The organism is Ochrobactrum sp. BTU1 (assembly GCA_018798825.1).
In the GTDB taxonomy this organism is placed as follows: domain Bacteria; phylum Pseudomonadota; class Alphaproteobacteria; order Rhizobiales; family Rhizobiaceae; genus Brucella.
Genome location: CP076354.1, coordinates 925,975 through 946,918, shown reverse-complemented (window position 1 = coordinate 946,918; position 20,944 = coordinate 925,975). Strand labels below are relative to the sequence as shown.

Here is a 20,944-nt window from a genome sequence, read left to right as displayed (position 1 = left end):
CGGTAGCCTTGCAGCTACCGGGGGCGATCTGCTTTAAATGCATACTTATTCAAATGCGCTACACGCGCGTTTTCATAGCAATGTGATAGGCTACATCATGCTGAAAATCTGGGGTCGAATTAATTCCACCAATGTAAGAAAAGCGCTCTGGGCGGCTGAAGAGCTTGGCCTTGAATATGAACAGGTCAACATTGGCGGTCCATTTGGCGGTTTACAGGATGCCGACTTTCTGGCGCTAAACCCCAACGGCCTCATTCCACTTTTACAGGATGGTGACACAACACTTTGGGAATCCAACGTCATTGTACGCTATCTTGCAGCTAGCCACGCCAACGGCAGTTTATGGATCGAAAATCCCGCCAAGCGCGCTCAAGCTGAAAAGTGGATTGATTGGTCGTCGACTACCCTGTTTGGCGATTTCCGAGATGTGATGATGCATCTGATCCGTTTACCTGAAGACAAGCGCGATCCAGCGATTTTGCAGCGCGGCATTGAAGGCATGACTCGATCGCTCCAAATTGCGGAAGAAGCACTTGCCGTACAACCGTGGTTTTCCGGCGATAATTTCGGCATAGGTGATATTCCACTTGGTTGCTATGCCTATGCTTGGTTCGAATTACCCATCACACGCCCCTCAATGCCCCGCCTTGAAGGCTGGTATCAGCGTCTTACGCAGCGTGCAGCCTATCGCAAGGCAGTGATGACACCCCTCACCTAATCGATGTTTCTACGCATTCCCTCCGGAGGTATCTGACAATGACAGCAATTAAAGTGGCCTTCCTCGGCCTCGGCGTGATGGGCTATCCAATGGCTGGTCACCTGAAAACCAAGGGCGGCTACGACGTTACCGTTTATAATCGAACAAGTGCAAAAGCTTCCAAGTGGGCAGAACAGTTTGGTGGAAATCATGCGGCCACCCCGGCGGAAGCAGCTCGTGATGCAGATTTTGTTTTCAGCTGCGTGGGCAACGACGACGATCTGCGTGAAGTGACAACCGGGCCGAACGGCGCCTTTGCAACAATGAAAAAGAATGCCGTGTTCATCGATAACACGACAGCTTCAGCCGAAGTTGCACGCGAGCTTGACGCGGAAGCGCAAAAGCGCGGTTTTCACTTCATAGATGCGCCAGTTTCCGGCGGTCAAGCTGGAGCTGAAAACGGCGTCCTTACGGTTATGGTCGGCGCATCAGAGGCGGTCTTTGAAAAAGCAAAGCCGATCATTGAATCCTATGCGCGCTCGGTCGGGCTTATGGGGCCTGTTGGCTCTGGACAACTTGCCAAGATGGTCAATCAGATTTGCATCGCAGGTCTGGTGCAAGGACTGGCGGAAGGTATTCACTTTGGTAAAAAAGCTGGTCTCGATATCGAGAAACTGGTTGCCGTTATTTCCAAAGGTGCTGCAGGCTCCTGGCAGATGGAAAATCGTCATAACACGATGAACCAAGGCAAATATGAGTTTGGATTCGCTGTTGATTGGATGCGCAAGGATCTTGGGATTTGCCTTGAGGAAGCCAACCGCAACGGCGCGCTTCTTCCGGTAACAGCCCTTGTTGATCAGTTCTATAAGGAAGTGCAGAAGATCGGCGGCGGTCGCTGGGATACCTCCTCTCTGCTCGCTCGACTTGAGCAATAAGATACTAAGCTTGAAACAAAAAAGCCCGGCTCGAAGCCGGGCTTTTCATTGTGGTGTTCAGACGATCAGAACTTAACTTTGGCCGTCAGCGACAGACCGCCGACGAAATCATTACCAAACTCACCCTTCGAGCCGGTAGCGTTTGGCTTACCGTTCACGATGGTATCGTCCATTTCGCCCGACGTGAGCCAGCCAGCAGCACCAGCGAGACGGATTTCAAAGTTTTCCGTTGCCTTGTAGTTTGTGCCCAGACCAAAGAGCCAGAGGTCGGTCTGCGATGTCAAATCGGTTGTCGTTCCGCGATCCCAGGTAACGGTTGCAGCAGCAGACCACTGTTCGTTGAATTTGTGACCAACACCGCCACTGACAGTCCAGCCATCCTGATAGTAGAGGTTCAGGTTTGTGATATTCGTTCCCTTAGGAACAATTACACCAGGCGCCAGCTGAAGATTGGCAGAAGAGTCGAATGCAACAGTTTCAACACTCGACCAATCGGTCCACTTGACCGAACCGAATGCGAGCCAGTCAGGAGCAATACCCGTCTGGAACTTGAACTCTACAGACTGCGGCGTAGCAACATCACCTGCGACAGCGATTGGAAGCGAGCGCCCAGTGAGCGGGCTCAGAGCCAGGTTATCAATAGTGCCTTCCAGATTGTATTTGACTTCAGACTGATACACGACGCTTGCACGAATTGCGTATTCAGGAAGTTCGTAGGCAGCACCGATACGCCAGCCAAAAGCTTTGTCTTCAACATCAAGCGAAGCGACACGGAACGTACCACCGAAAGCTGAACCCGGAGGGATCATACGGGTCTGCTCACCCTTCAGCTCCTGATAGCTAACGCCACCGAGAAGGCGGAAGTAACCCTTTTCCCCCGCATTGAACCGATAAGAACAATTCAGGCCGTAATCGTTGGAGGAAATCTTCTGCTCGATAGCCGTAAACATACGAAGGTTGTCTGTACCTACATCCGTATGAATACCCCAAGGCTGACGGTACTGGGCCGCACAAGCGAGATCGTCAGTAAGATCAACCTTTGCCGAAAACTTCGGAACCCAATAGCTCTTGGCCTCATCGACGTCAGAGGAATAAGGACGACCGCTCAACGGGTTGATGTTACCGGTTCTGTCGCCAATTGGACCACGAATGTTCTTCAGCTTACGCTGTGGCGAAACGAAAGTCCCCGTCGTGTCGATCACGGTTCCCTGCTCAAACAGGATATCAAAATCCTGCGAGCTACGCTCCAAACCGCCTGCATGTGCACTTACGGCACTCCCCAACAGACCGGCTGCGATTCCGACAGCTTTCATGCGCTGCAGTTTCATAAAGTGTCCTCCCAAACAGAATGCAATGAACTTCAGCAATTTACTTTGACGCAAACGTAAATCAGGAAGGATTCAGCCCGCAAGATAGATAAATTGGGAGAACAGCGAGTAGCGAAGATGTGTTTTAGCGAAAAGCACAAAATTAGCATGCTAATTGCGAATTCTTCTAAATTTCTTGGTTCTAACCTGCTTTAAAACGCCAATTTTAGCCACTTTTCGGCCCAAATCACGCCTTGTTGCTAAAGCGCAACAGCGCGAAAAAACAATCGAAACGACGGTTCGATGAACTTTAGAGCGCCTTGAAACAAGCTAATTGTGACCCACCGACACAGAAAAGCCCGGCAATGCGAAATTGCCGGGCTTGTGATTCGAGGTAAAGCTGCTTCTAACTGCCGAAATCAGCCTGCTTCACGGATACGTGCTTCGGCGGTTGCAACGCGTGCAGCCGCATCTTTGAGTTCAGCGAGCCGCTCACGTTCTGCCTGAACAACTTCTTCCTTGGCGTTCTCCACGAACTTTTCGTTTGAGAGCTTCTTCTCGATTTTTTCCATTTCGGCCGCGATCTTACCTGCTTCCTTCGCCATGCGAGCGGCTTCAGCTTTCAGATCAATCAGACTGCCCAAAGGAAGGCAAATCGTGGCTTCGCCATGCACCAGCTGAGCAGAGCCTTTTGGTGCTTCATTAGCAAAGGAAACCGATTCCACACGCGCAAGACGCTTGATAGCAGCATCATGACGCGCGAAACGATCAATGGTTGTTTCATTCGCTTCGAGAACAACAATCGGTGCAACAGCACCTGCCGGAACATTCATCTCCGCACGAACAGAACGAATGCCCATGACAAGATCAACCAGCCAGTTGATATCTGCGGCGGACTCTTCATCCTCAAACGACAGTTCTGGCCATTCTGCCAAAGCAAGAACTGTATCGCGCTTTGCATCTTCTCCTGCGGTTAATGTCCAAAGCTCTTCGGTCATGAACGGCATGAACGGATGCAGGATTTTATAGATCTCATCCAGGCAGTAAGCAGCCGTTGCTTGTGCTTCAGCCTTGGCAGCCTCATCATCGCCCATAAAGATCGGCTTGAGCAGTTCCAGATACCAATCGCAGAACTGGTTCCAGACAAAACGATAGGCAGCGCTTGCTGCTTCGTTGAAACGATAGTTCGCAATGCCTTCAGTAACTGCGCTTGTTGCTTTCGTGAGCTCAGTCAGAATCCAGCGATTAACAGCGAGTTTCGCATCATCAGGCTTGAAGTTCGGGTCGAGCTTAACACCATTCATCTGTGCGAAACGTGTTGCATTCCAGAGCTTGGTGCCGAAGTTACGATAGCCAGCAATACGCGCTGGATCGAGCTTCACGTCGCGTCCCTGAGCCGCCATGATCGCAAGTGTGAAGCGCAGAGCGTCTGCTCCATACTCATCCATCAGCTCAAGCGGATCGATAACATTGCCCTTGGACTTCGACATCTTTGCGCCGTGCTTATCGCGCACGAGCGCGTGGAGATAAACCGTGTGGAACGGAATCTCATCCATGAAGTGCATGCCCATCATCATCATGCGGGCAACCCAGAAGAACAGAATATCGAAACCAGTTACCAGAACGCTGGTTGGATAATAGGCCGCGAGTTCAGGTGTCTTGTCAGGCCAGCCGAGTGTGGAGAACGGCCAGAGACCTGATGAGAACCAGGTATCCAGAACGTCCGTATCGCGTTCCAGAGCAACGTCTTCGCCGTAATGTGCGAGAGCCGCAGCTTTGGCTTCCTCTTCACTCTTCTCGACGAACCACTTTCCATCTGGTCCATACCATGCCGGGATCTGATGGCCCCACCAGAGCTGACGCGAAACACACCATGGCTGAATGTTTTCCATCCAGTCAAAGTAGGTCTTTTCCCAGTTCTTCGGCACAATCTGCGTGCGCCCATCACGAACCGCAGCCATAGCTGGCTTTGCAAGTTCAGCCGCATTCACATACCACTGGTCGGTCAGGTAAGGCTCAATCGGTACGCCACCGCGATCACCATGCGGAACCGCATGCGTGTGATCCTCGATCTTTTCGAGATAGCCCCGCTCTTCAAGCGTTTCGACAAGACGCTTGCGCGCGGCAAAACGGTCTAGTCCTTCAAACTCGTTGATAAGCGCATTGAGTTCAGGCGTTACTTCCAGACCTTCAAGGAAATCAACGTTGCCCTTGAGAGTGATAGCAGCAGAAGGCGTGAGAATATTGATGACGCGCAGATCATTACGCTTGCCTACTTCAAAGTCGTTGAAGTCATGAGCAGGCGTGATTTTAACCGCACCGGAACCTGCTTCCGGGTCAGCATAATCATCCGCAACAATCGGAATACGGCGGCCAACGAGTGGCAGTACGATATTGTTGCCAATTGAAGCGTGATAACGCTCATCCTTCGGATTAACAGCAACACCCGTATCACCAAGCATTGTTTCAGGCCGCGTGGTGGCGACAACAATGAATGTATGTGGGTTTTCTGGATCGAAAGGAATGTTTTCCAGCGGATAACGCAAATGCCACAGATGGCCTTTGATCTCGCGGGATTCGACTTCAATATCGGAAATTGCGGTAAGCAACTTCGGATCCCAGTTGACCAAGCGCTTGTCGCGATAAATCAGTCCCTGCTTGTAAAGAGAGACAAACACTTCAAGAACAGCGCGTGACAGCCCCTCGTCCATCGTAAAACGTTCACGCGACCAATCGCATGATGCGCCGAGGCGACGAAGCTGATTGGAAATCAAGCCTCCGGATTCCGACTTCCACTGCCAGATGCGTTCAATGAATTTTTCGCGGCCCATGGCATGGCGATTTGGTTCCTGACGCTCAGCGAGCTGGCGCTCAACAACCATCTGCGTGGCAATACCCGCATGATCCATGCCTGGCTGCCAAAGAACGTTCTTGCCGCGCATACGTTCAAAGCGGACCATAATGTCCTGAATCGTATTGTTGAGCGCGTGGCCCATGTGAAGCGACCCCGTCACATTCGGCGGAGGAATAACCACAGCAAATGGATCGGCGCCAGGCTTTGAACCTGCACCCGCCTTGAATGCGCCAGCTTCTTCCCAGCGTTCAGCGATTTTCGGCTCTACGGCCGCGGCGTCATAAGTCTTCTCAAGCATGGAAACGTCCGGTCTTTATGCGGAATGAATTGATTGACGGGTGAATAGCAACTAACAGCCGACAAATCACCCTAAAAGTGAAAACCCGCCTGCATGACAGACGGGTTAAAGAGTCCAATCTGACGTGTGACGGTTAGCGTTCGCCTCTCACCACACGTTCGATTTCTTCGCGAACAAGTCGCTCGACAAGCGGAGGCAGATTGGTATCGAGCCAATTCTGTAGCATTGGACGCAAAAGATCTGATGCGATTTCATCAAAGGAACGGCGCGGTTCGGAATGAACAGCGTGGTTCAAATCCTGAAAAGCTGCAGCCACTTTACGTCCTGTACCTTCCGACAAAATATGTGCTGCGCCCTGCGCTTTCAAGTCAGCAAGCTGCGCCTCAGCAACTGGAGCCACTTCAGCCTCTGGTTCTGACACGTCTTCGGTCCATGACGCACTGATCTTATCGTCAACTTGAGCTTCAGCCGACACGGTATTGTCTATCTCGCCAGTAGTTTCGACGATTCCGCTACGATTGTCATCGTTTTGCGCGTCAGGAATGAAGTCAGCCTCTTCTTCGTCGGCATCGACAGTTTCGTCAGCAACAGCAACCTCTTTTGCAGGTTCGACAATCGGGCCGCGCAGGATTGGTTCCTCAGAGAAAATCGGGGCTTTTGCCACCGGCTTCTCCACTGCTTCAGGCTGTTGCTCTTCTATCGTTGCAGGTCGGCGGAATTTGGCGACCTCACCACGAGAAGGAAATGCGGATGCGGCAGGCGCCGGATGACGCGTAACATCGCTATCTTCGATAATCCGGCGAATGGAAGCCAAGATTTCTTCCATCGACGGTTCGCGTGCTGCGCTGGATGTTTGTGCCATAGCTGTCCGTCTTTCCCTTTTTGCCAATTACTCACACAGGCAGAGAATCAATGGATTAAGGGTATCGGACATGCAGCGATTTGAGAATCCCTGCACAGGTATGTGTGATCCGAACCCACAGCTTTATCATTTTATTAAGATTTACGAACCGAAAGACGAATCATACAAAAACGGCGCCGATGAGGGCGCCGTTTTTATTAATGCTTATGATAGGGCTCAGCGACCATCTGGTGTACGCAAACCGAACCATTTGTCCTTGACTGCATTGTAATGTTCTTCAGGCTTGTACTGAGCGACCTGCAACTGCATGTCCTGTGCCGTCATACGTCCACTGGCATTCAGAAGCGCATAGCTTGCAACAATCGAGTCGTGTTCAGCCTGAACGAGTGCGATCTGTACGCTGACGAGATCATTCTGAGCATTCAATACGTCTAGCGTCGTGCGCTGGCCAACTTTACGTTCTTCAATCACACCATCAAGAGCAAGCTGAGCTGCAGCGATGCCATCGCGGTTCGCTTTCACGGATGCACGAGCTGCTTCAAGCTGCGACCAAGCAGAGCTGATTGCCTGACGAACTTTATCCTGAACGATATCGACTTCGATACGTGCCTGACCGAGCTGTTCCTTAGCCTGGCGGACCTGTGCAGAGGTGCGGCCACCGGTATAGATTGGAATGCTTACACCAACTCCAACCGAAGCAGAGTTACCGTCACCGACACTAGTACCGGCATAGGTGTCGAGATGGCTGGCACTTGCCGTCAGACCGACAGTCGGCAGCAAAGCGCCTTCCTTGGCCTTGACGTTAAAGCCCTGCGCGTTAACTGCATATTGAGTGGCAAGAATACCAGGATGCACGGTAACTGCATTCGCGTAGGCTTGGTCTGGTGAACGTGGCAGATTTTTTGCAGCTGGTGCCGTAGAAAGGCGATCTGGCTGTGAGCCGATAACCTGAACATAGGTCGCTTCGGCAGACTTAACGTCTGCACGAGCAGAGTTGAGTTGCGCGATTGCAGTAGAACGCTGCGATTCTGACTGAGCAACATCGGTACGAGTGCCTTCACCTACGTCAAGGCGAGCACGCGAGGCGCGTACCTGCTCATTCATAGCGGCCAGATTTTTCTCGCGCAAAGCCGCAATCTGGCGAAGCTGATACACGTTCATATAGGCCTGAACGGCCTCTAGGAGCGTGTTCTGTTCGTCATTTCGGAGATTCTCGCGCTGAGCAAAAACTGTGGTTTCTGCTGAAGCAACGTTGTTCTTGGTCTGAAAACCATCGAACAACATCTGGTTAAGCTCAATGCCGTAAGTGCCGGTCGTTCTATAATCAGAGGTAGGCGACTTGCCACGAGCTACGTTATAGCTACCGGTGATCTGTGGACGATAGCCGGATTTTGCAATCGCAACATTTTCGTCCTGAATACGCACACCTGCCCGCGATGAGTTCAGGGTAGCATTGTTCTTATACGCCTTCATGAGAGCGCCGTTCAGCGTCTCTGACAAAGCGGCCTGGCCCGATAAAACGGTGCCCGACAGGAGTATTGCCGCCGCCATAAGTCCTTTGCACGCTTTGAACACCGTATACCTCATATAAGAACAAACGAATCTATAATCGAACCGATCGGTTCGGGAAGACTTAATAACGTGTAAATTCCGCTATTTCCATCTTTCCCGCCAGTGCTTTCACAAACAATTTCCGCATCGTTGCAGAATTGCCCCATGCTCTGGATTAGAACTCGAACTGCTCAACACGCTCAAAACCTGGAAGCGGACGAACTGCAGTGTTGAAAACGCTACGACCAGAAGCCACGCCGTTTTCTTTCACGTAAATCCTTGCAACTCCGGCGTTTCCACGGCCTTCGACGGCGATCAAACGACCACCTTCCTTTAGCTGATTGAAAAGTACTTCCGGTACAAAATCAACTGCACCCTCGATGAAAATCACATCGTAAGGCGCTTCAGAAGGGTAGCCTGCTTTCAAATCGCCTGAAACGATCACAACATTGTCATGGCCCAATTCCTGCAAACGAGCCGCTGCAATAGCTGACAAAGAGGAATCACTTTCAAGACCAATAACCGAACCTGCCAGCTCAGAAAGGATGGCCGAAGAGTAACCAGTGCCACAGCCGATATCGAGAACGACGTCGTTCTTATTTACCTTTGCGAGCTGAATAAGCTTTGCAAAAGGTGACGGCTCCATCAGATAGCGTGGCGCAGTGCCCTCGCCTTCGAGAAGCTGGTCTTCGTCGATATAGGCAAGCACCTGACGGTTTGCCGGAACAAAAACTTCGCGCGGAACGGTCAGAAAAGCGTCGATGACCCGAAGGTCCGTTACATCCGTGGTACGGATCTGGTTATCGACCATCTTCGTGCGAAGATCCTGGAAATCGGCTGCCATAGCCATGCCCTACATCCTTCTATATCGCGATAACGCGATGATTATGCCTTCTGGCACCCTTTATGAACAGGGCCTGGATAACGCATCCAATGCTATCATCTCAGTTCGCTGTCGTTACGGGGCACCATAAACGAGATTTGCCGCTGATGTGGCAAAAATCGGCCTTCCAGTCAATCAAACACAAGTTTTGCAGGCCTAGCTGCAGCACTTGGTCGCCTCTCCGCACCGTATATCATTCTATCAAAACAAAAATGCCGGGCGCATCTGCGTCCGGCACTTAGGCTTTGGATAAGCGTCTTACAAGTCATGCATTATCAAAACGCTTGTGAGGTTGATCACATTATTGCGTGATCGTTGCTGGATAGCCCGCTGCAGCAAGTGCGTTGAGTGCATCGTCATTTGAAGCATTGCTTACGAATTTGACCTCTTTCTTATCGAGATCAATATCCACCGTGGATGCTCCATCGATCTTGTGCAGTGCATTTGTAACGCTCTCAGCACAACCGCCACATTTCATCTTGGGAATTGAAAACGTAACCATTTAAATCACTCCTTGCTTTCACTATACCCACAATGCAGCTTCCCATCGTGGTAAGGTCAAGCAACATCTTTCATTATGGCGCTTCGCAGCTTTCCGGAACGCTTTTCTCAATTTCAAGCGGCGACTTGGTGAGCGAACCGGTCACAATCTGCATAGGCTTATATGGTGGCTCTTCCTGCATACCGGGATTGGTAAGGCGAATTGTATAGCAGCCGGTATAAACTTCCTTCTTGCCATCATCGCTTTCGGATTCGATTGCAATCGGAAGACTCCAGTAAATCTGCCCTGCCCCCGGATCTGGATCAGTCTTACGAACTGCAACCTTCACGCTCTTGGTTTTTTCATAACCTTTAACGAAGACCTTAAAGTCCGGTTCACGTCCTTCTTCCGAGTAATAGCTATAAGCGCGAGCATATTCCTTGCGGTTGATCGCATTATAATAGGATTCCATTAACGCCTGCGGCGTGGACCTATCATCGCGATAATCAGGCACCGTAACGCCATCAGACGCGTCCTGCGTCTGCTCAGACGGTTTTGTCTCTTCGACCGGCTTGGTCTGTTCCTGCTCAGAAGCTGCTTTCTTAGGCGCTTCCTGCGCTTGCGTGCCAGAGACCAAAATCATCGTGCTGAAAACGCCAGCAATCCCGGCAAGCATCAAAGGCTTTATGCGTTCAATCAACATACGCGTCTCCTCTTCCAGCAATTCTTTGGTTGCAGCACACCAAGATGTGTTTGCCAGCCAGGACAACGACTGATTTGGTGTCTTGCAGTAATGATGTTACAACACTAACTATAGTAAAAACGTGGCAATCGCGCAGAAAAGCGCAACGTTGCGAACAGACTGGATGATTCTTCAGTCACAAACCAGCATAACACCGGAAGAGATGAACATGGGCCGTTTCTCAGTCTTGACGCTTACCGATGCAGCCGCAGCGCGCGTTAATGAAATCATGGCTTCCCGTGAAGGTGCCCTCGGTATCCGCGTAGGCGTAAAAAAAGGCGGCTGCGCTGGCATGGAATATACGATTGATCTCGTCACTGAGCCAAAGGCCGGTGATGATTCCGTCGAAAAGAACGGAGCTAAGGTCTATATTGCTCCAGAAGCCGTGTTATTCCTGCTTGGCACTCAAATGGATTTCGAAGTGACCACGTTGCGCACTGGTTTTGTTTTCAATAATCCAAACCAGACATCGGCTTGCGGTTGCGGTGAGTCTGTCGAGCTCACAGCAGCGTCACCAGAAAGCCTTCGCCAGATGCAGGGCGCTGCTTAACCGTTCAGGATTACCCATTCCATGGAGGATCAATCTCTACGAGACCTTTTTGAAGGCTTAGGGACGATAAGCATCCGCCGCATGTTTGGCGGCAAAGGTATATACCATCAAGGTTTGATCGTAGCGCTTGTTGTTCAGGATGAGTTGCTTTTACAGGCAGATCAGGAAAGCGCACCGGCTTTCATCGCTGCGGGATCAACACAGTGGATTTACGACGGCCGCAAGAACGGAAAAACCATTGCAATGCCCTATTGGAGTGTGCCGGACGAAGCTTATGATGATCCAGAAATCATGACCGAATGGGCGCGACTTGCATTTGCAGCCAGCCTCAGATCAGAAGCCAAAAAATAAAAGCCGCTCACTGAAAGAGCGGCTTTTTGTTTCTTCTAAGCCTTACGCCAGTATCCCTGTCGGGATCAGCATGAATGCTGGAATGTCGTTACCGAAGCCAATCGGCACTGGACCATCATCATCATCGCGATCACGGCGACGCTTATGATTATCGTGCTGCGGCTTGCCGCGACGGTCGTCATTTGAATGACGGATTGCATCGCGGCGATCTTTTATTTCATTGATAACTGGTTGCGGTTCATCGGCCTGAACGATCACAGGTGCCTCGACCTTCTGTTTGTCTTTCGACTTACCCTTGGCATCTTTGCCTTTACCTCGGGCATTCTTGCCCTTGCGTGACGTATCTTCAGATTCGTCAGCCGCTGGCAATGTAGAAAGATCACCGTCCACCCATTCGATCTTTTCACCAATCATGGATTCGATTGCGGTCAGATACTTCGTGTCCGCAGTGGTTACCAGCGTAAATGCTTTGCCTGAACGACCGGCACGACCAGTACGACCAATACGATGGACATAGTCCTCCGAATGAATCGGAATATCGTAATTGAAGACGTGGCTCACATCAGGAATATCAAGGCCGCGTGCAGCAACATCAGAGGCAACCAGCAACTGCAACTTGCCTTCCTTGAAGTTTGCCAACATCGTCATGCGTGCGCGCTGATCCATATCACCATGCAAAGCGCCTGCATTGAACTCATGACGAACAAGCGAACGGAACAGCTCGGACACATCTTTCTTACGATTACAGAAGATGATCGCGTTCTTGAGCGAATCTTGTTCGCTGCGGATCAGATCACGCAGAGCTGCGCGCTTGTCCCAGTCCTTCTTACCCGACTTGACCAGACGCTGCGTCACAGTCTTTGCGGTTGAAGAAGCCTTGGCAACTTCGATACGCGTTGGCGAATGCAGGAACTGTTCGGTCAACTTGGTAATTTCCGGCGGCATGGTTGCCGAGAAAAACAGCGTCTGACGGGTAAACGGGATCAGCTTGCAGATACGCTCGATGTCGGGAATGAAACCCATGTCGAGCATACGGTCAGCTTCGTCGATGACGAGAATTTCAACACCTGTCAGCAGCAATTTGCCGCGCTCAAAATGGTCGAGAAGACGACCAGGCGTGGCGATCAGCACATCTGCGCCGCGTTCAAGCTTGCGTTCCTGCTCGTCAAACGAAACACCGCCGATGAGCAGAGCAACATTCAAACGCTGATTAATGCCATATTTCACAAAGTTTTCTTCGACCTGTGCTGCGAGTTCGCGCGTTGGTTCGAGAATGAGTGTGCGAGGCATACGAGCGCGAGCACGGCCTTTTTCCAAAAGCGTGAGCATAGGCAGAACGAAAGATGCAGTCTTTCCGGTGCCCGTCTGTGCAATACCAAGCACATCCTTACGCTCGAGCGCTGGAGGAATTGCTCCCGCTTGGATAGGCGTAGGCGCGGTGTATCCCGCGGCTTCAACAGCAGCGAGCACTTTCGGGGAAAGACCGAGTTCGGCAAATGTTGTCAATGGAGGCGCAGCTCTCTGTTTGGAAGTGAGTTCCACCCATCCTGTCATTGCAGCCGCGTCATCCGGCGCAGGAACCAAGGCAGAAAAGGCATCTGCAACGCTATACGCGTTTTCTTGCAGCATCGCCTACGTCCAGAACGTGCAAAAGTCAACTAAAATACCCGGAGAGAATATAAAAATGCTTATTTATTTGTATTTTATTAGGTTTCGCCGAACACTAAAGCGTGAAACTACTAAATTCATAGCCAACTAATGTCTAAACTGTTCTGTCAGAATGCGCTCGTCCCATGAATGATTTTGATCAAACAAGATAGCAACCCGACTATCCGGGTCTTCACGCACAGTAACTGCCTTCACGGATTTAACTTCGTTATTGTCAGCAACTGCATTCACTGGTCGCTTTTCAGTTTCAAGCAAGTCCATGCGCAGAGTTACATGCTTTGGCAAAAGTGCCCCACCCCATCGCCTCGGTCGAAAAGGGCTTACGGGCGTCAAAGCTAGAAGTGGCGCTTCCAGCGGAAGGATTGGCCCCTGCGCCGAAAGATTATAGGCGGTGGACCCTGCAGGCGTCGCGACCATCACACCGTCACAAACGAGCTCCTCCAGCCGAACCTTACCATCAATGGTGATCCGCACCTTGGCGGCCTGATAGGACTGCCTGAAAAGCGAAACCTCATTTATTGCCAAAGCCTTGAATGGCGGAGCAGATTCCGTTTCCGCAATCATTTCCAGAGGGCGAATTGTTTCTTTCTGCGCTGCATGAATGCGCGCAGGCAAATCTTCGACGCTGAACTCGTTCATCAGAAAGCCCACTGAACCACGGTTCATACCGTAAACGGGAATGCCGCTGTTCATGAAATCCCGCAAGGCCTGCAGCATTGTACCATCGCCACCCAGCGCGACAACTGTGTCGGCGTCTTCTGCAGCAACATGACCATAACGCTTCACCAGCTCTTTCTGAGCTGCGAGTGATTCTTCTGTCCCTGAAGAAACGAAGTGAAGCGCCAAGGATGTATCGTTCATTTTTATCCGTTCCAGCGAGCCAAAGCGTGCATTTTCCACAGACATGATGGCTATCATATGCAAAACCTGCTTACCATCACCCGCTGAATGTGAATTTTCGCTTTACACGGCTGAAAATTATGCTAATTCCACGCCTGTGCTGCCCTTATAGCTCAGTTGGTAGAGCACCTGATTTGTAATCAGGGGGTCGGGAGTTCGAGTCTCTCTGGGGGCACCACTAGCGCATTTATCATGTGCTCGTTTTTTTCCCTTACAAATTCAAATAGCTGCAAGAATAAGAGACTGCTTTCTCTTTCCTGCGGTTGCAACGTTGCTTTTTTACAACTATTGCATTGATAACAAATACATATTAAGCTTGCATAATATCGCAAATAAACTTTTTTGGTTTAATATATCATGTGTCAACGGCGCATTTGTGTTTCCGTCGTAACTCGCAGCAGACCGAAAATGCTCTGCAACCTTTTTTCATCACTTGCTTCCATTCAGAAGCTTAACAACGTCAACGTTTCATTTCTCATTGTCGAGAATAACTCTTCACCGACGCTTGATGAGACCGTCGAAACGTTTCGCGCGCAAATGCCAGGCGATCATATCGATTATATCGTGGAAGGTGTTTTAGGCATTTCTTCGGCACGAAATCGAGCGTTGAATCACGCAATCGAACAGGGTTTTGACTTTCTAGTCTACGTTGATGACGATGAATTTGTTGAGCCAAACTGGCTTGTGACATTGCTCGCAGAACGAGATCGACTGGAGCTCGATATTATAGGCTCCCCGGTAAGACCAAAACCTTTTGATGAGAACCTGACAATTCTTCAAAAGCTTGTCTGGTCGGGTATTAAACGCAGTGGTTATAACGCTGAGAAAAGATGCCGCCGCAAATGTGCTGCAGGTCGCGGTGACTCCATCAAAGTTGCCACAGGCAGCTGGATGGGACGACTAGATTTCTTCCGCAACACCGGACTGCGTTTCGATTCCCATTTCGGGCTAACCGGGGGGGAAGACTGGAACCTCTGGGCGAAAGCAAAATCGCTTGGCGCAAGAACCGGCTGGGCTTGCGATGCGATCGTCTATGAAACAGTGCCGTCGTCTCGACTGACGCTGAGCTATCATTATCGTCGCAACCGTGATCACAACATCACAGAGTTCGGCGCTCGTTATCGCGAAAACCCGAACAAGACATTGAAAAAATTGCCAATGAAGATCGTAGGCCGTGCACTCAAATTTATGGGTGCCGTACTGTCTATATCTTTCCGAGGCGGCCAAGGGCTCGTATCAGCGGCCACGGCGCTAGGCGGGCTAGTTGGCCTCATACAGGGAAGTATCGGAAAGAATTCCCTGCACTACGCGAACACGACAGGCTTCTAACCAAATAAAAAGCCCCGCATTGTGCGGGGCTTTTTAGTTTTTAGTACCAGCCGACAGCGACCTGCGCCTCTTCCGACATGCGGTCTGCAGACCATGGCGGATCAAATGTCATGGTCACTTCAACCATCGAAACACCTTCGACTGCGCCAACGGCATTCTCTACCCAACCCGGCATTTCGCCAGCAACAGGACAACCAGGGGCAGTCAGCGTCATTTCGATTTTGACTGTGCGATCATCTTCGATGTCGATCTTGTAGATCAGACCGAGTTCGTAAATATCCGCTGGTATTTCAGGATCATAAACCGTTTTCAACGCGCTGATGATATCATCGGTCAGCCGAAGCAGCTCTTCCTGCGGAATAGCAGAGGCGGAGAAAACAGACTTTCCATCTGCCGATGCGATTGCATCATCCGTCTTGGTTTCAGTCTGTTCCTGAATTTTTTGTTCGATCTCGGTCATCCGAAAAACTTCCTAGCCTTTTCCAAGGCTTCTGCCAGCGCGTCCACTTCAGCACGGGTGTTATACATCCCGAAAGATGCACGGCATGTAGAGGTGACACCAAAGCGTTTCAAGAGCGGTTGTGCGCAATGCGTGCCGGCACGCACCGCAACCCCTGCCCGGTCAATGACCATTGATACGTCATGCGCGTGAATGCCATCAAGCGCAAACGAGATGATCGCACCCTTGTCCGGAGCATTGCCGTAAATGCGCAAGCTGTTGATCTTGCCCAGTTGTTCATGCGCATAAACACGCAAGTCTTCTTCGTGGGCTGCGATCGCATGACGACCGATTTTTTCCATATATTCAAGCGCAGCGCCAAGGCCAATCGCTTGAACGATTGGCGGTGTGCCAGCCTCAAAACGATGTGGCGGGTGATTGTAAGTGACGTTTTCTTCCGTCACTTCCTCGATCATTTCGCCACCACCCTGAAACGGGCGCATCTTTTCGAGCATTTCAGCGCGACCATAAAGAACGCCAATACCTGACGGGCCATAGACTTTATGGCCGGTAAAGACATACCAGTCACAACCGAGATCCTGCACGTCGACCGGCAGGTGGACAGCGCCCTGGCTGCCATCGACCAGCACGGGAATGCCGCGCGCATGAGCAAGTTCAACGATCTTCTTGATCGGAGTGACTGTGCCAAGCGCGTTGGACATGTGGGTGATTGCAACAAGCTTCGTACGCTCGGTCAGACGCTTATCGAATTCCTCAATATGGAACACGCCATCGTCATCGACCGGTGTAAAGACAAGCTTTGCGCCCTGCCGCTCACGGATGAAGTGCCATGGAACGATATTGGAGTGATGCTCCATGATCGACAGAAGGATTTCATCACCCTCGCCGATATTGGGCATACCATAACCGTAAGCGACCGTATTGATCGCTTCAGTCGCATTCTTGGTGAAGACGATTTCGTCTACAGAACCGGCATTCAGAAAGCGACGAACCGTTTCGCGCGACTTTTCGTAAGCATCGGTTGCAGCATTGGAAAGAAAATGCAGGCCGCGATGCACATTGGCATATTCATTCGCATAGGCATGCGTAACAGCGTCGATGACGCTTTGCGGTTTTTGCGCAGACGCGCCATTATCGAGATAAACGAGCGGCTTGCCATGAACCTGTCGTGACAGGATGGGGAAGTCTCTGCGGATCGCTTCGACATCGTAAGCCGCAACAATTGGATTCTTCTGATCCATGATCGCTCCTTCTACCATTCAGGCAGAAAAGGCGGAGCAATTATTACTCCGCCTTATTTACTCAAGCGTGGGCTGCAAGCCAGTTCGAGAGCACTTCTTCCAGTGCTTCAACGAGAGCTTCGTTTTCCAGCTCTTCAATAATCTCGGCAATGAAAGCCTTGATCAGCAGACCGCGGGCTTCGTTTTCAGGAACACCGCGTGCCATCAGATAGAAGAGATAGTCTTTCGACAGCTCAGTAACCGTGGCACCGTGGCCGCAAGCCACGTCATCCGCAAAGATTTCCAGCTCCGGCTTCGCATCAAACTCGCCATCATCAGACAACAGCAGCGTGTTGCAGGCCATGCGGGCGTCGGTCTTCTGGGCGATCTGTGCGACACGGATCATGCCCTGGAACACGCCACGCGCGCGATCTTTGACCACGTTGCGGATGATCTGGGTCGAACGTGTATTTTCGACCAGATGCGCCACCGTCATTGTGATGTCGGTGTGGGAATCGTCAGACAGAAGATTGAGGCCGCGAAGTTCGAAGTCCGAATCTTCACCTGCAACAGTCAGATGCACTTCCTGACGAACCAGCTTGCCACCAGCATTGACGATGTAAAGCGTAAGCTTCGATCCTGCGCCAATCGTTGCGTTAAACTGGGCAAGCTGCGTTGCCTGACCAAAATCACGCAGGATAACCCAGATGACATCGGCGCCATCGCCAACGCTCACATGGCTTACGGAGGTCGAGAAAGCATCGCCTTCACCGCCCGACTGACGCTCAATGATCGTTGCCTTGACGTTTGAACCGATTTCAACTGGGAAGCGCGTGTGGCCCTGCCCGGTTTTCTGGATGTTCTGCAGCTCAAGCGGTGCTTCCAGCTCAACGTCATCGGCAATCGACAATGCCCAGCCATCGCTTACATAAGCAGCGTTGATCTGGCCGATGGTGTCATCGGTTCCCCGAACGGTAAGCTGTGGAACGAGCGAGCCATCAGCAAGTGCGTCGCGCACAGCAGTCAGGGTCACACCTTCCGGAGCCTTTGCGTCAAGTGCTGCACCATTGCTTGCAGCAATGATGGACGAGCCTGCGAGAAGTGCAGGAAGCGCATTGGTTCCAGCAGTCGGATTGAAGTCAGCAACGCCTTTAAGCAGCGTTCGGAAGTCCGTGTAGTGCCAGCTTTCAATGCGGCGTGACGGAAGACCGTGCACCTTCAGCGATTCCAGGGCGTTGTCGCGTGCAACGACGACATCGCCATTGCCCGGCAGTTCGCCCATACGAGTGGCGAAGCTGTCGATCAGCACGCTTTCAGCTGGTGTCCTTGGTTTAGAGGTCTGGATGTTCATAATCCGCTCCTCAGGCTACTTCGCCGATAATGTCGGCATAGCCATTTTCTTCAAGGTGGTTTGCGAGGGTCTTGTCGCCCGACTTGATGACCTGTCCCTTGTAAAGAACATGGACGCTGTCCGGCACGATGTAATCGAGCAGACGCTGATAGTGGGTAATCACGATCACAGCGCGGTCTGGCGAACGAAGAGCATTCACGCCATCGGAGACGATCTTCAGAGCATCGATGTCGAGACCGGAGTCGGTTTCGTCGAGAACGCAAAGGCTTGGTTCGAGAAGCTGCATCTGAAGAATTTCAGCACGCTTCTTTTCGCCGCCCGAGAAGCCGACATTGAGCGGTCGCTTCAGCATGTCCATGTCGATGTTAAGGCCGCCAGCGGCTTCCTTCACGCGCTTGATGAATTCAGGAATCTTCAGTTCCGCTTCGCCACGCGCCTTGCGCTGGCTGTTCATCGCAACCTTCAGGAACTCCATCGTGGCAACGCCTGGGATTTCCATCGGATACTGGAACGCCAGGAAGATGCCCTTGGCAGCGCGTTCAGCCGGATCGAGCTCGAGGATCGACTCGCCGTTGTAAAGAATGTCGCCCTCGGTCACTTCATAATCATCGCGACCTGCAAGGATGTAGGACAGTGTCGACTTGCCCGAGCCGTTCGGGCCCATGATGGCGGCAACTTCGCCCTTGTTCACAGTGAGGTTCAGACCACGGATAATTTCTGTATCCGTGTCAGCGATCTTTGCATGAAGGTTCTTGATCTCAAGCATGGGTATAAACCTTGTCTCTCAGCGCAGCCTCACGAAGAGCTGCTTATGCCAGTTAAAGGGCTGGCCAGAAAATCGGATGTGGTAAGGCAGTAAAGCGCGCCGGATTAACCGACGCTGCCTTCAAGCGAAATGCCAATGAGCTTCTGCGCCTCGACGGCGAATTCCATTGGCAGTTCCTGAATAACTTCCTTCACAAAACCATTGACGATGAGGGCGATTGCCTCCTCTTCCGGAATGCCGCGCTGCATAACGTAGAACAGCTGGTCTTCGGAAATCTTGGAGGTGGTTGCCTCGTGCTCAAACTGTGCCGTGGCGTTTTTCGCCTCGATATATGGCACGGTATGCGCACCGCAATCGTTGCCGATCAGGAGCGAGTCGCACTGGGTGAAGTTGCGGGCATTTTCAGCCTTACGATGGGCTGAAACCTGACCGCGATAGGTATTGTTGGAATTGCCTGCCGAAATACCCTTGGAGATGATGCGGCTCGACGTGTTTTTGCCGAGGTGGATCATCTTGGTGCCGCTGTCGATCTGCTGATAGCCGTTGGAAACGGCAATCGAGTAGAATTCGCCACGCGAATTGTCACCGCGCAGAATGCAGGAAGGATATTTCCACGTTACAGCGGAGCCGGTTTCAACCTGCGTCCACGAAATCTTGGAATTATCACCACGGCAATCGCCACGCTTGGTAACGAAGTTATAGATGCCGCCCTTACCGCTGCTATCGCCCGGATACCAGTTCTGAACGGTCGAATACTTAATCTCGGCATTATCGAGCGCGATTAGTTCAACGACTGCTGCGTGGAGCTGGTTTTCGTCGCGCTGTGGTGCGGTGCAGCCTTCGAGATAGGAGACGTAGGCGCCTTCTTCCGCGATGATCAGCGTGCGCTCGAACTGGCCCGTATTCTTCTCATTGATACGGAAATATGTCGAAAGCTCCATCGGGCAGCGAACGCCCTTTGGTACATAGACGAACGAACCATCGGTGAAGACAGCTGAGTTCAGCGTCGCATAATAATTGTCCGAAACCGGAACAACCGAAGCGAGATACTTCTGAACCAGTTCAGGATGCTCGCGAATGGCTTCCGAAATCGAGCAGAAGATCACGCCCGCTTTGGCAAGCTCTGCCTTAAAGGTCGTGACAACGGAAACACTGTCGAACACGGCATCAACAGCCACGCGGCCCGATGCATAAACGTTGTCCGATGGATTGCCGTCGATTTCGCTTGGATCGCCCTGCTTGCGCACGCCAGCGAGGATTTCCTGCTCACGCAGGGGAATACCAAGCTTTTCATATGTGCGGAGCAATTCCGGATCGACTTCATCCAGCGATTTCGGGCCGGTCTGATTCTTCGGGGCTGCGTAATAATACGCATCCTGGAAATCGATCTTTGGATAATCCACGCGCGCCCATGATGGCTCTTCCATGGTGAGCCAGCGTTCATAGGCCTTCAGACGCCACTCAAGCATCCATTCCGGCTCTTCTTTTTTAGCGGAAATGAAGCGAATGATATCTTCATTAAGACCCTTTGGGGCCTTCTCGGATTCGATCGTTGTTTCGAAGCCGTACTTATACTGGTCCACGTCCAAGCCGCGAACCTGATCAATGGTCTCCTGCACTGCAGGCATTGGCGTTCTCCATCCTCGTCGAATTCAAGGTTCGACAGTTGCAAACGTCAGGGCGATGATAGTCGCTATCCTCGCCACAATATAGTGTGCGTGTCGCTTCTTTAAAACCTC

General features: G+C 51.5%; 19 protein-coding genes and 1 tRNA gene. 6 read left to right on the top strand and 14 right to left on the bottom strand.

All coding sequences use genetic code 11. The annotated features are described in order from the left end of the window. The first annotated feature begins 97 nt into the window (after positions 1-97). Both KMS41_04545 and KMS41_04540 read left to right on the top strand, forming a co-directional pair. Complete coding sequence (locus tag KMS41_04545; GenBank protein QWK78509.1) at positions 98-718, top strand: glutathione S-transferase; 621 nt, start codon at positions 98-100, stop codon at positions 716-718. A 38-nt stretch (positions 719-756) separates the two neighbouring features. Further along, positions 757-1,632: an NAD(P)-dependent oxidoreductase gene (locus KMS41_04540; protein QWK78508.1), complete on the top strand. Its 876-nt coding sequence runs from the start codon at positions 757-759 to the stop codon at positions 1,630-1,632. 65 nt (positions 1,633-1,697) lie between these two features. On the opposite strand, the gene KMS41_04535 is transcribed toward KMS41_04540, so the two are convergent. The 7 genes from KMS41_04535 to KMS41_04505 all read right to left on the bottom strand — a co-directional run bounded on the left by KMS41_04535 (position 1,698) and on the right by KMS41_04505 (position 10,571). Next, complete coding sequence (locus KMS41_04535) at positions 1,698-2,741, bottom strand: OmpP1/FadL family transporter (GenBank protein ID QWK78774.1); 1,044 nt, start codon at positions 2,739-2,741, stop codon at positions 1,698-1,700. Between the two features lie 617 nt (positions 2,742-3,358). Then, on the bottom strand, positions 3,359-6,091 hold the full coding sequence (locus KMS41_04530) for a valine--tRNA ligase (GenBank protein QWK78507.1): 2,733 nt from the start codon (positions 6,089-6,091) through the stop codon (positions 3,359-3,361). 133 nt (positions 6,092-6,224) lie between these two features. Further along, positions 6,225-6,953, bottom strand: coding sequence for a PopZ family protein (locus tag KMS41_04525; protein ID QWK78506.1), 729 nt, complete (start codon positions 6,951-6,953; stop codon positions 6,225-6,227). Between the two features lie 216 nt (positions 6,954-7,169). Then, the gene (locus tag KMS41_04520; protein QWK78505.1) at positions 7,170-8,540 is read right to left on the bottom strand and encodes a TolC family outer membrane protein; all 1,371 of its coding nucleotides are present in this window, start codon (positions 8,538-8,540) and stop codon (positions 7,170-7,172) included. A gap of 139 nt (positions 8,541-8,679) precedes the next feature. Next, positions 8,680-9,348, bottom strand: coding sequence for a protein-L-isoaspartate O-methyltransferase (locus KMS41_04515; GenBank protein ID QWK78773.1), 669 nt, complete (start codon positions 9,346-9,348; stop codon positions 8,680-8,682). A gap of 340 nt (positions 9,349-9,688) precedes the next feature. Further along, positions 9,689-9,889 carry a heavy-metal-associated domain-containing protein gene (locus tag KMS41_04510; protein QWK78504.1) on the bottom strand — a complete coding sequence of 67 codons (201 nt, stop codon included), beginning with the start codon at positions 9,887-9,889 and terminating at the stop codon, positions 9,689-9,691. 73 nt (positions 9,890-9,962) lie between these two features. Beyond that, entirely contained in the window at positions 9,963-10,571 is a 609-nt protein-coding gene (locus KMS41_04505; protein ID QWK78503.1) for a hypothetical protein, read from the bottom strand. A 208-nt stretch (positions 10,572-10,779) separates the two neighbouring features. Between KMS41_04505 and sufA the strand changes: the two genes are divergently transcribed. Both sufA and KMS41_04495 read left to right on the top strand, forming a co-directional pair. Next, on the top strand, positions 10,780-11,160 hold the full coding sequence (sufA, locus tag KMS41_04500) for a Fe-S cluster assembly scaffold SufA (GenBank protein ID QWK78502.1): 381 nt from the start codon (positions 10,780-10,782) through the stop codon (positions 11,158-11,160). A 21-nt stretch (positions 11,161-11,181) separates the two neighbouring features. Continuing rightward, complete coding sequence (locus KMS41_04495) at positions 11,182-11,511, top strand: TfoX/Sxy family protein (protein QWK78501.1); 330 nt, start codon at positions 11,182-11,184, stop codon at positions 11,509-11,511. A 42-nt stretch (positions 11,512-11,553) separates the two neighbouring features. Here KMS41_04495 and KMS41_04490 read toward each other — a convergent pair whose 3' ends face one another. Together KMS41_04490 and KMS41_04485 are read right to left on the bottom strand one after the other, a co-directional pair. Beyond that, a complete protein-coding gene (locus KMS41_04490) occupies positions 11,554-13,017 on the bottom strand; it encodes a DEAD/DEAH box helicase (GenBank protein QWK78772.1) in 1,464 nt (487 codons plus the stop codon). A gap of 249 nt (positions 13,018-13,266) precedes the next feature. Beyond that, entirely contained in the window at positions 13,267-14,040 is a 774-nt protein-coding gene (locus KMS41_04485; protein ID QWK78500.1) for an NAD kinase, read from the bottom strand. Positions 14,041-14,181: 141 nt separating this feature from the next. Here KMS41_04485 and KMS41_04480 point away from each other — a divergent pair. After that, positions 14,182-14,257 (top strand) — tRNA-Thr (locus tag KMS41_04480). Between the two features lie 179 nt (positions 14,258-14,436). After that, positions 14,437-15,408, top strand: a complete 972-nt coding sequence (locus KMS41_04475) for a glycosyltransferase (protein ID QWK78499.1) — start codon at positions 14,437-14,439, stop codon at positions 15,406-15,408. A 40-nt stretch (positions 15,409-15,448) separates the two neighbouring features. Here the strand turns inward: KMS41_04475 and KMS41_04470 are convergent, their stop codons facing one another. From KMS41_04470 to sufB, 5 genes are all read right to left on the bottom strand, one after another. Continuing rightward, positions 15,449-15,868, bottom strand: a complete 420-nt coding sequence (locus KMS41_04470; protein QWK78498.1) for an SUF system Fe-S cluster assembly protein — start codon at positions 15,866-15,868, stop codon at positions 15,449-15,451. After that, positions 15,865-17,109 (bottom strand): cysteine desulfurase, encoded by a 1,245-nt coding sequence (locus tag KMS41_04465; protein ID QWK78497.1) that lies wholly within the window; start codon positions 17,107-17,109, stop codon positions 15,865-15,867. Before KMS41_04465 ends, KMS41_04470 begins: the two co-directional genes overlap by 4 nt. Positions 17,110-17,170: 61 nt before the next feature. Beyond that, positions 17,171-18,439, bottom strand: a complete 1,269-nt coding sequence (gene sufD, locus KMS41_04460) for a Fe-S cluster assembly protein SufD (GenBank protein ID QWK78496.1) — start codon at positions 18,437-18,439, stop codon at positions 17,171-17,173. Between the two features lie 10 nt (positions 18,440-18,449). Beyond that, positions 18,450-19,205: a Fe-S cluster assembly ATPase SufC gene (gene sufC / locus KMS41_04455; protein ID QWK78495.1), complete on the bottom strand. Its 756-nt coding sequence runs from the start codon at positions 19,203-19,205 to the stop codon at positions 18,450-18,452. A gap of 104 nt (positions 19,206-19,309) precedes the next feature. Beyond that, positions 19,310-20,833 (bottom strand): Fe-S cluster assembly protein SufB, encoded by a 1,524-nt coding sequence (gene sufB, locus KMS41_04450; protein QWK78494.1) that lies wholly within the window; start codon positions 20,831-20,833, stop codon positions 19,310-19,312. Positions 20,834-20,944 lie beyond the last annotated feature (111 nt).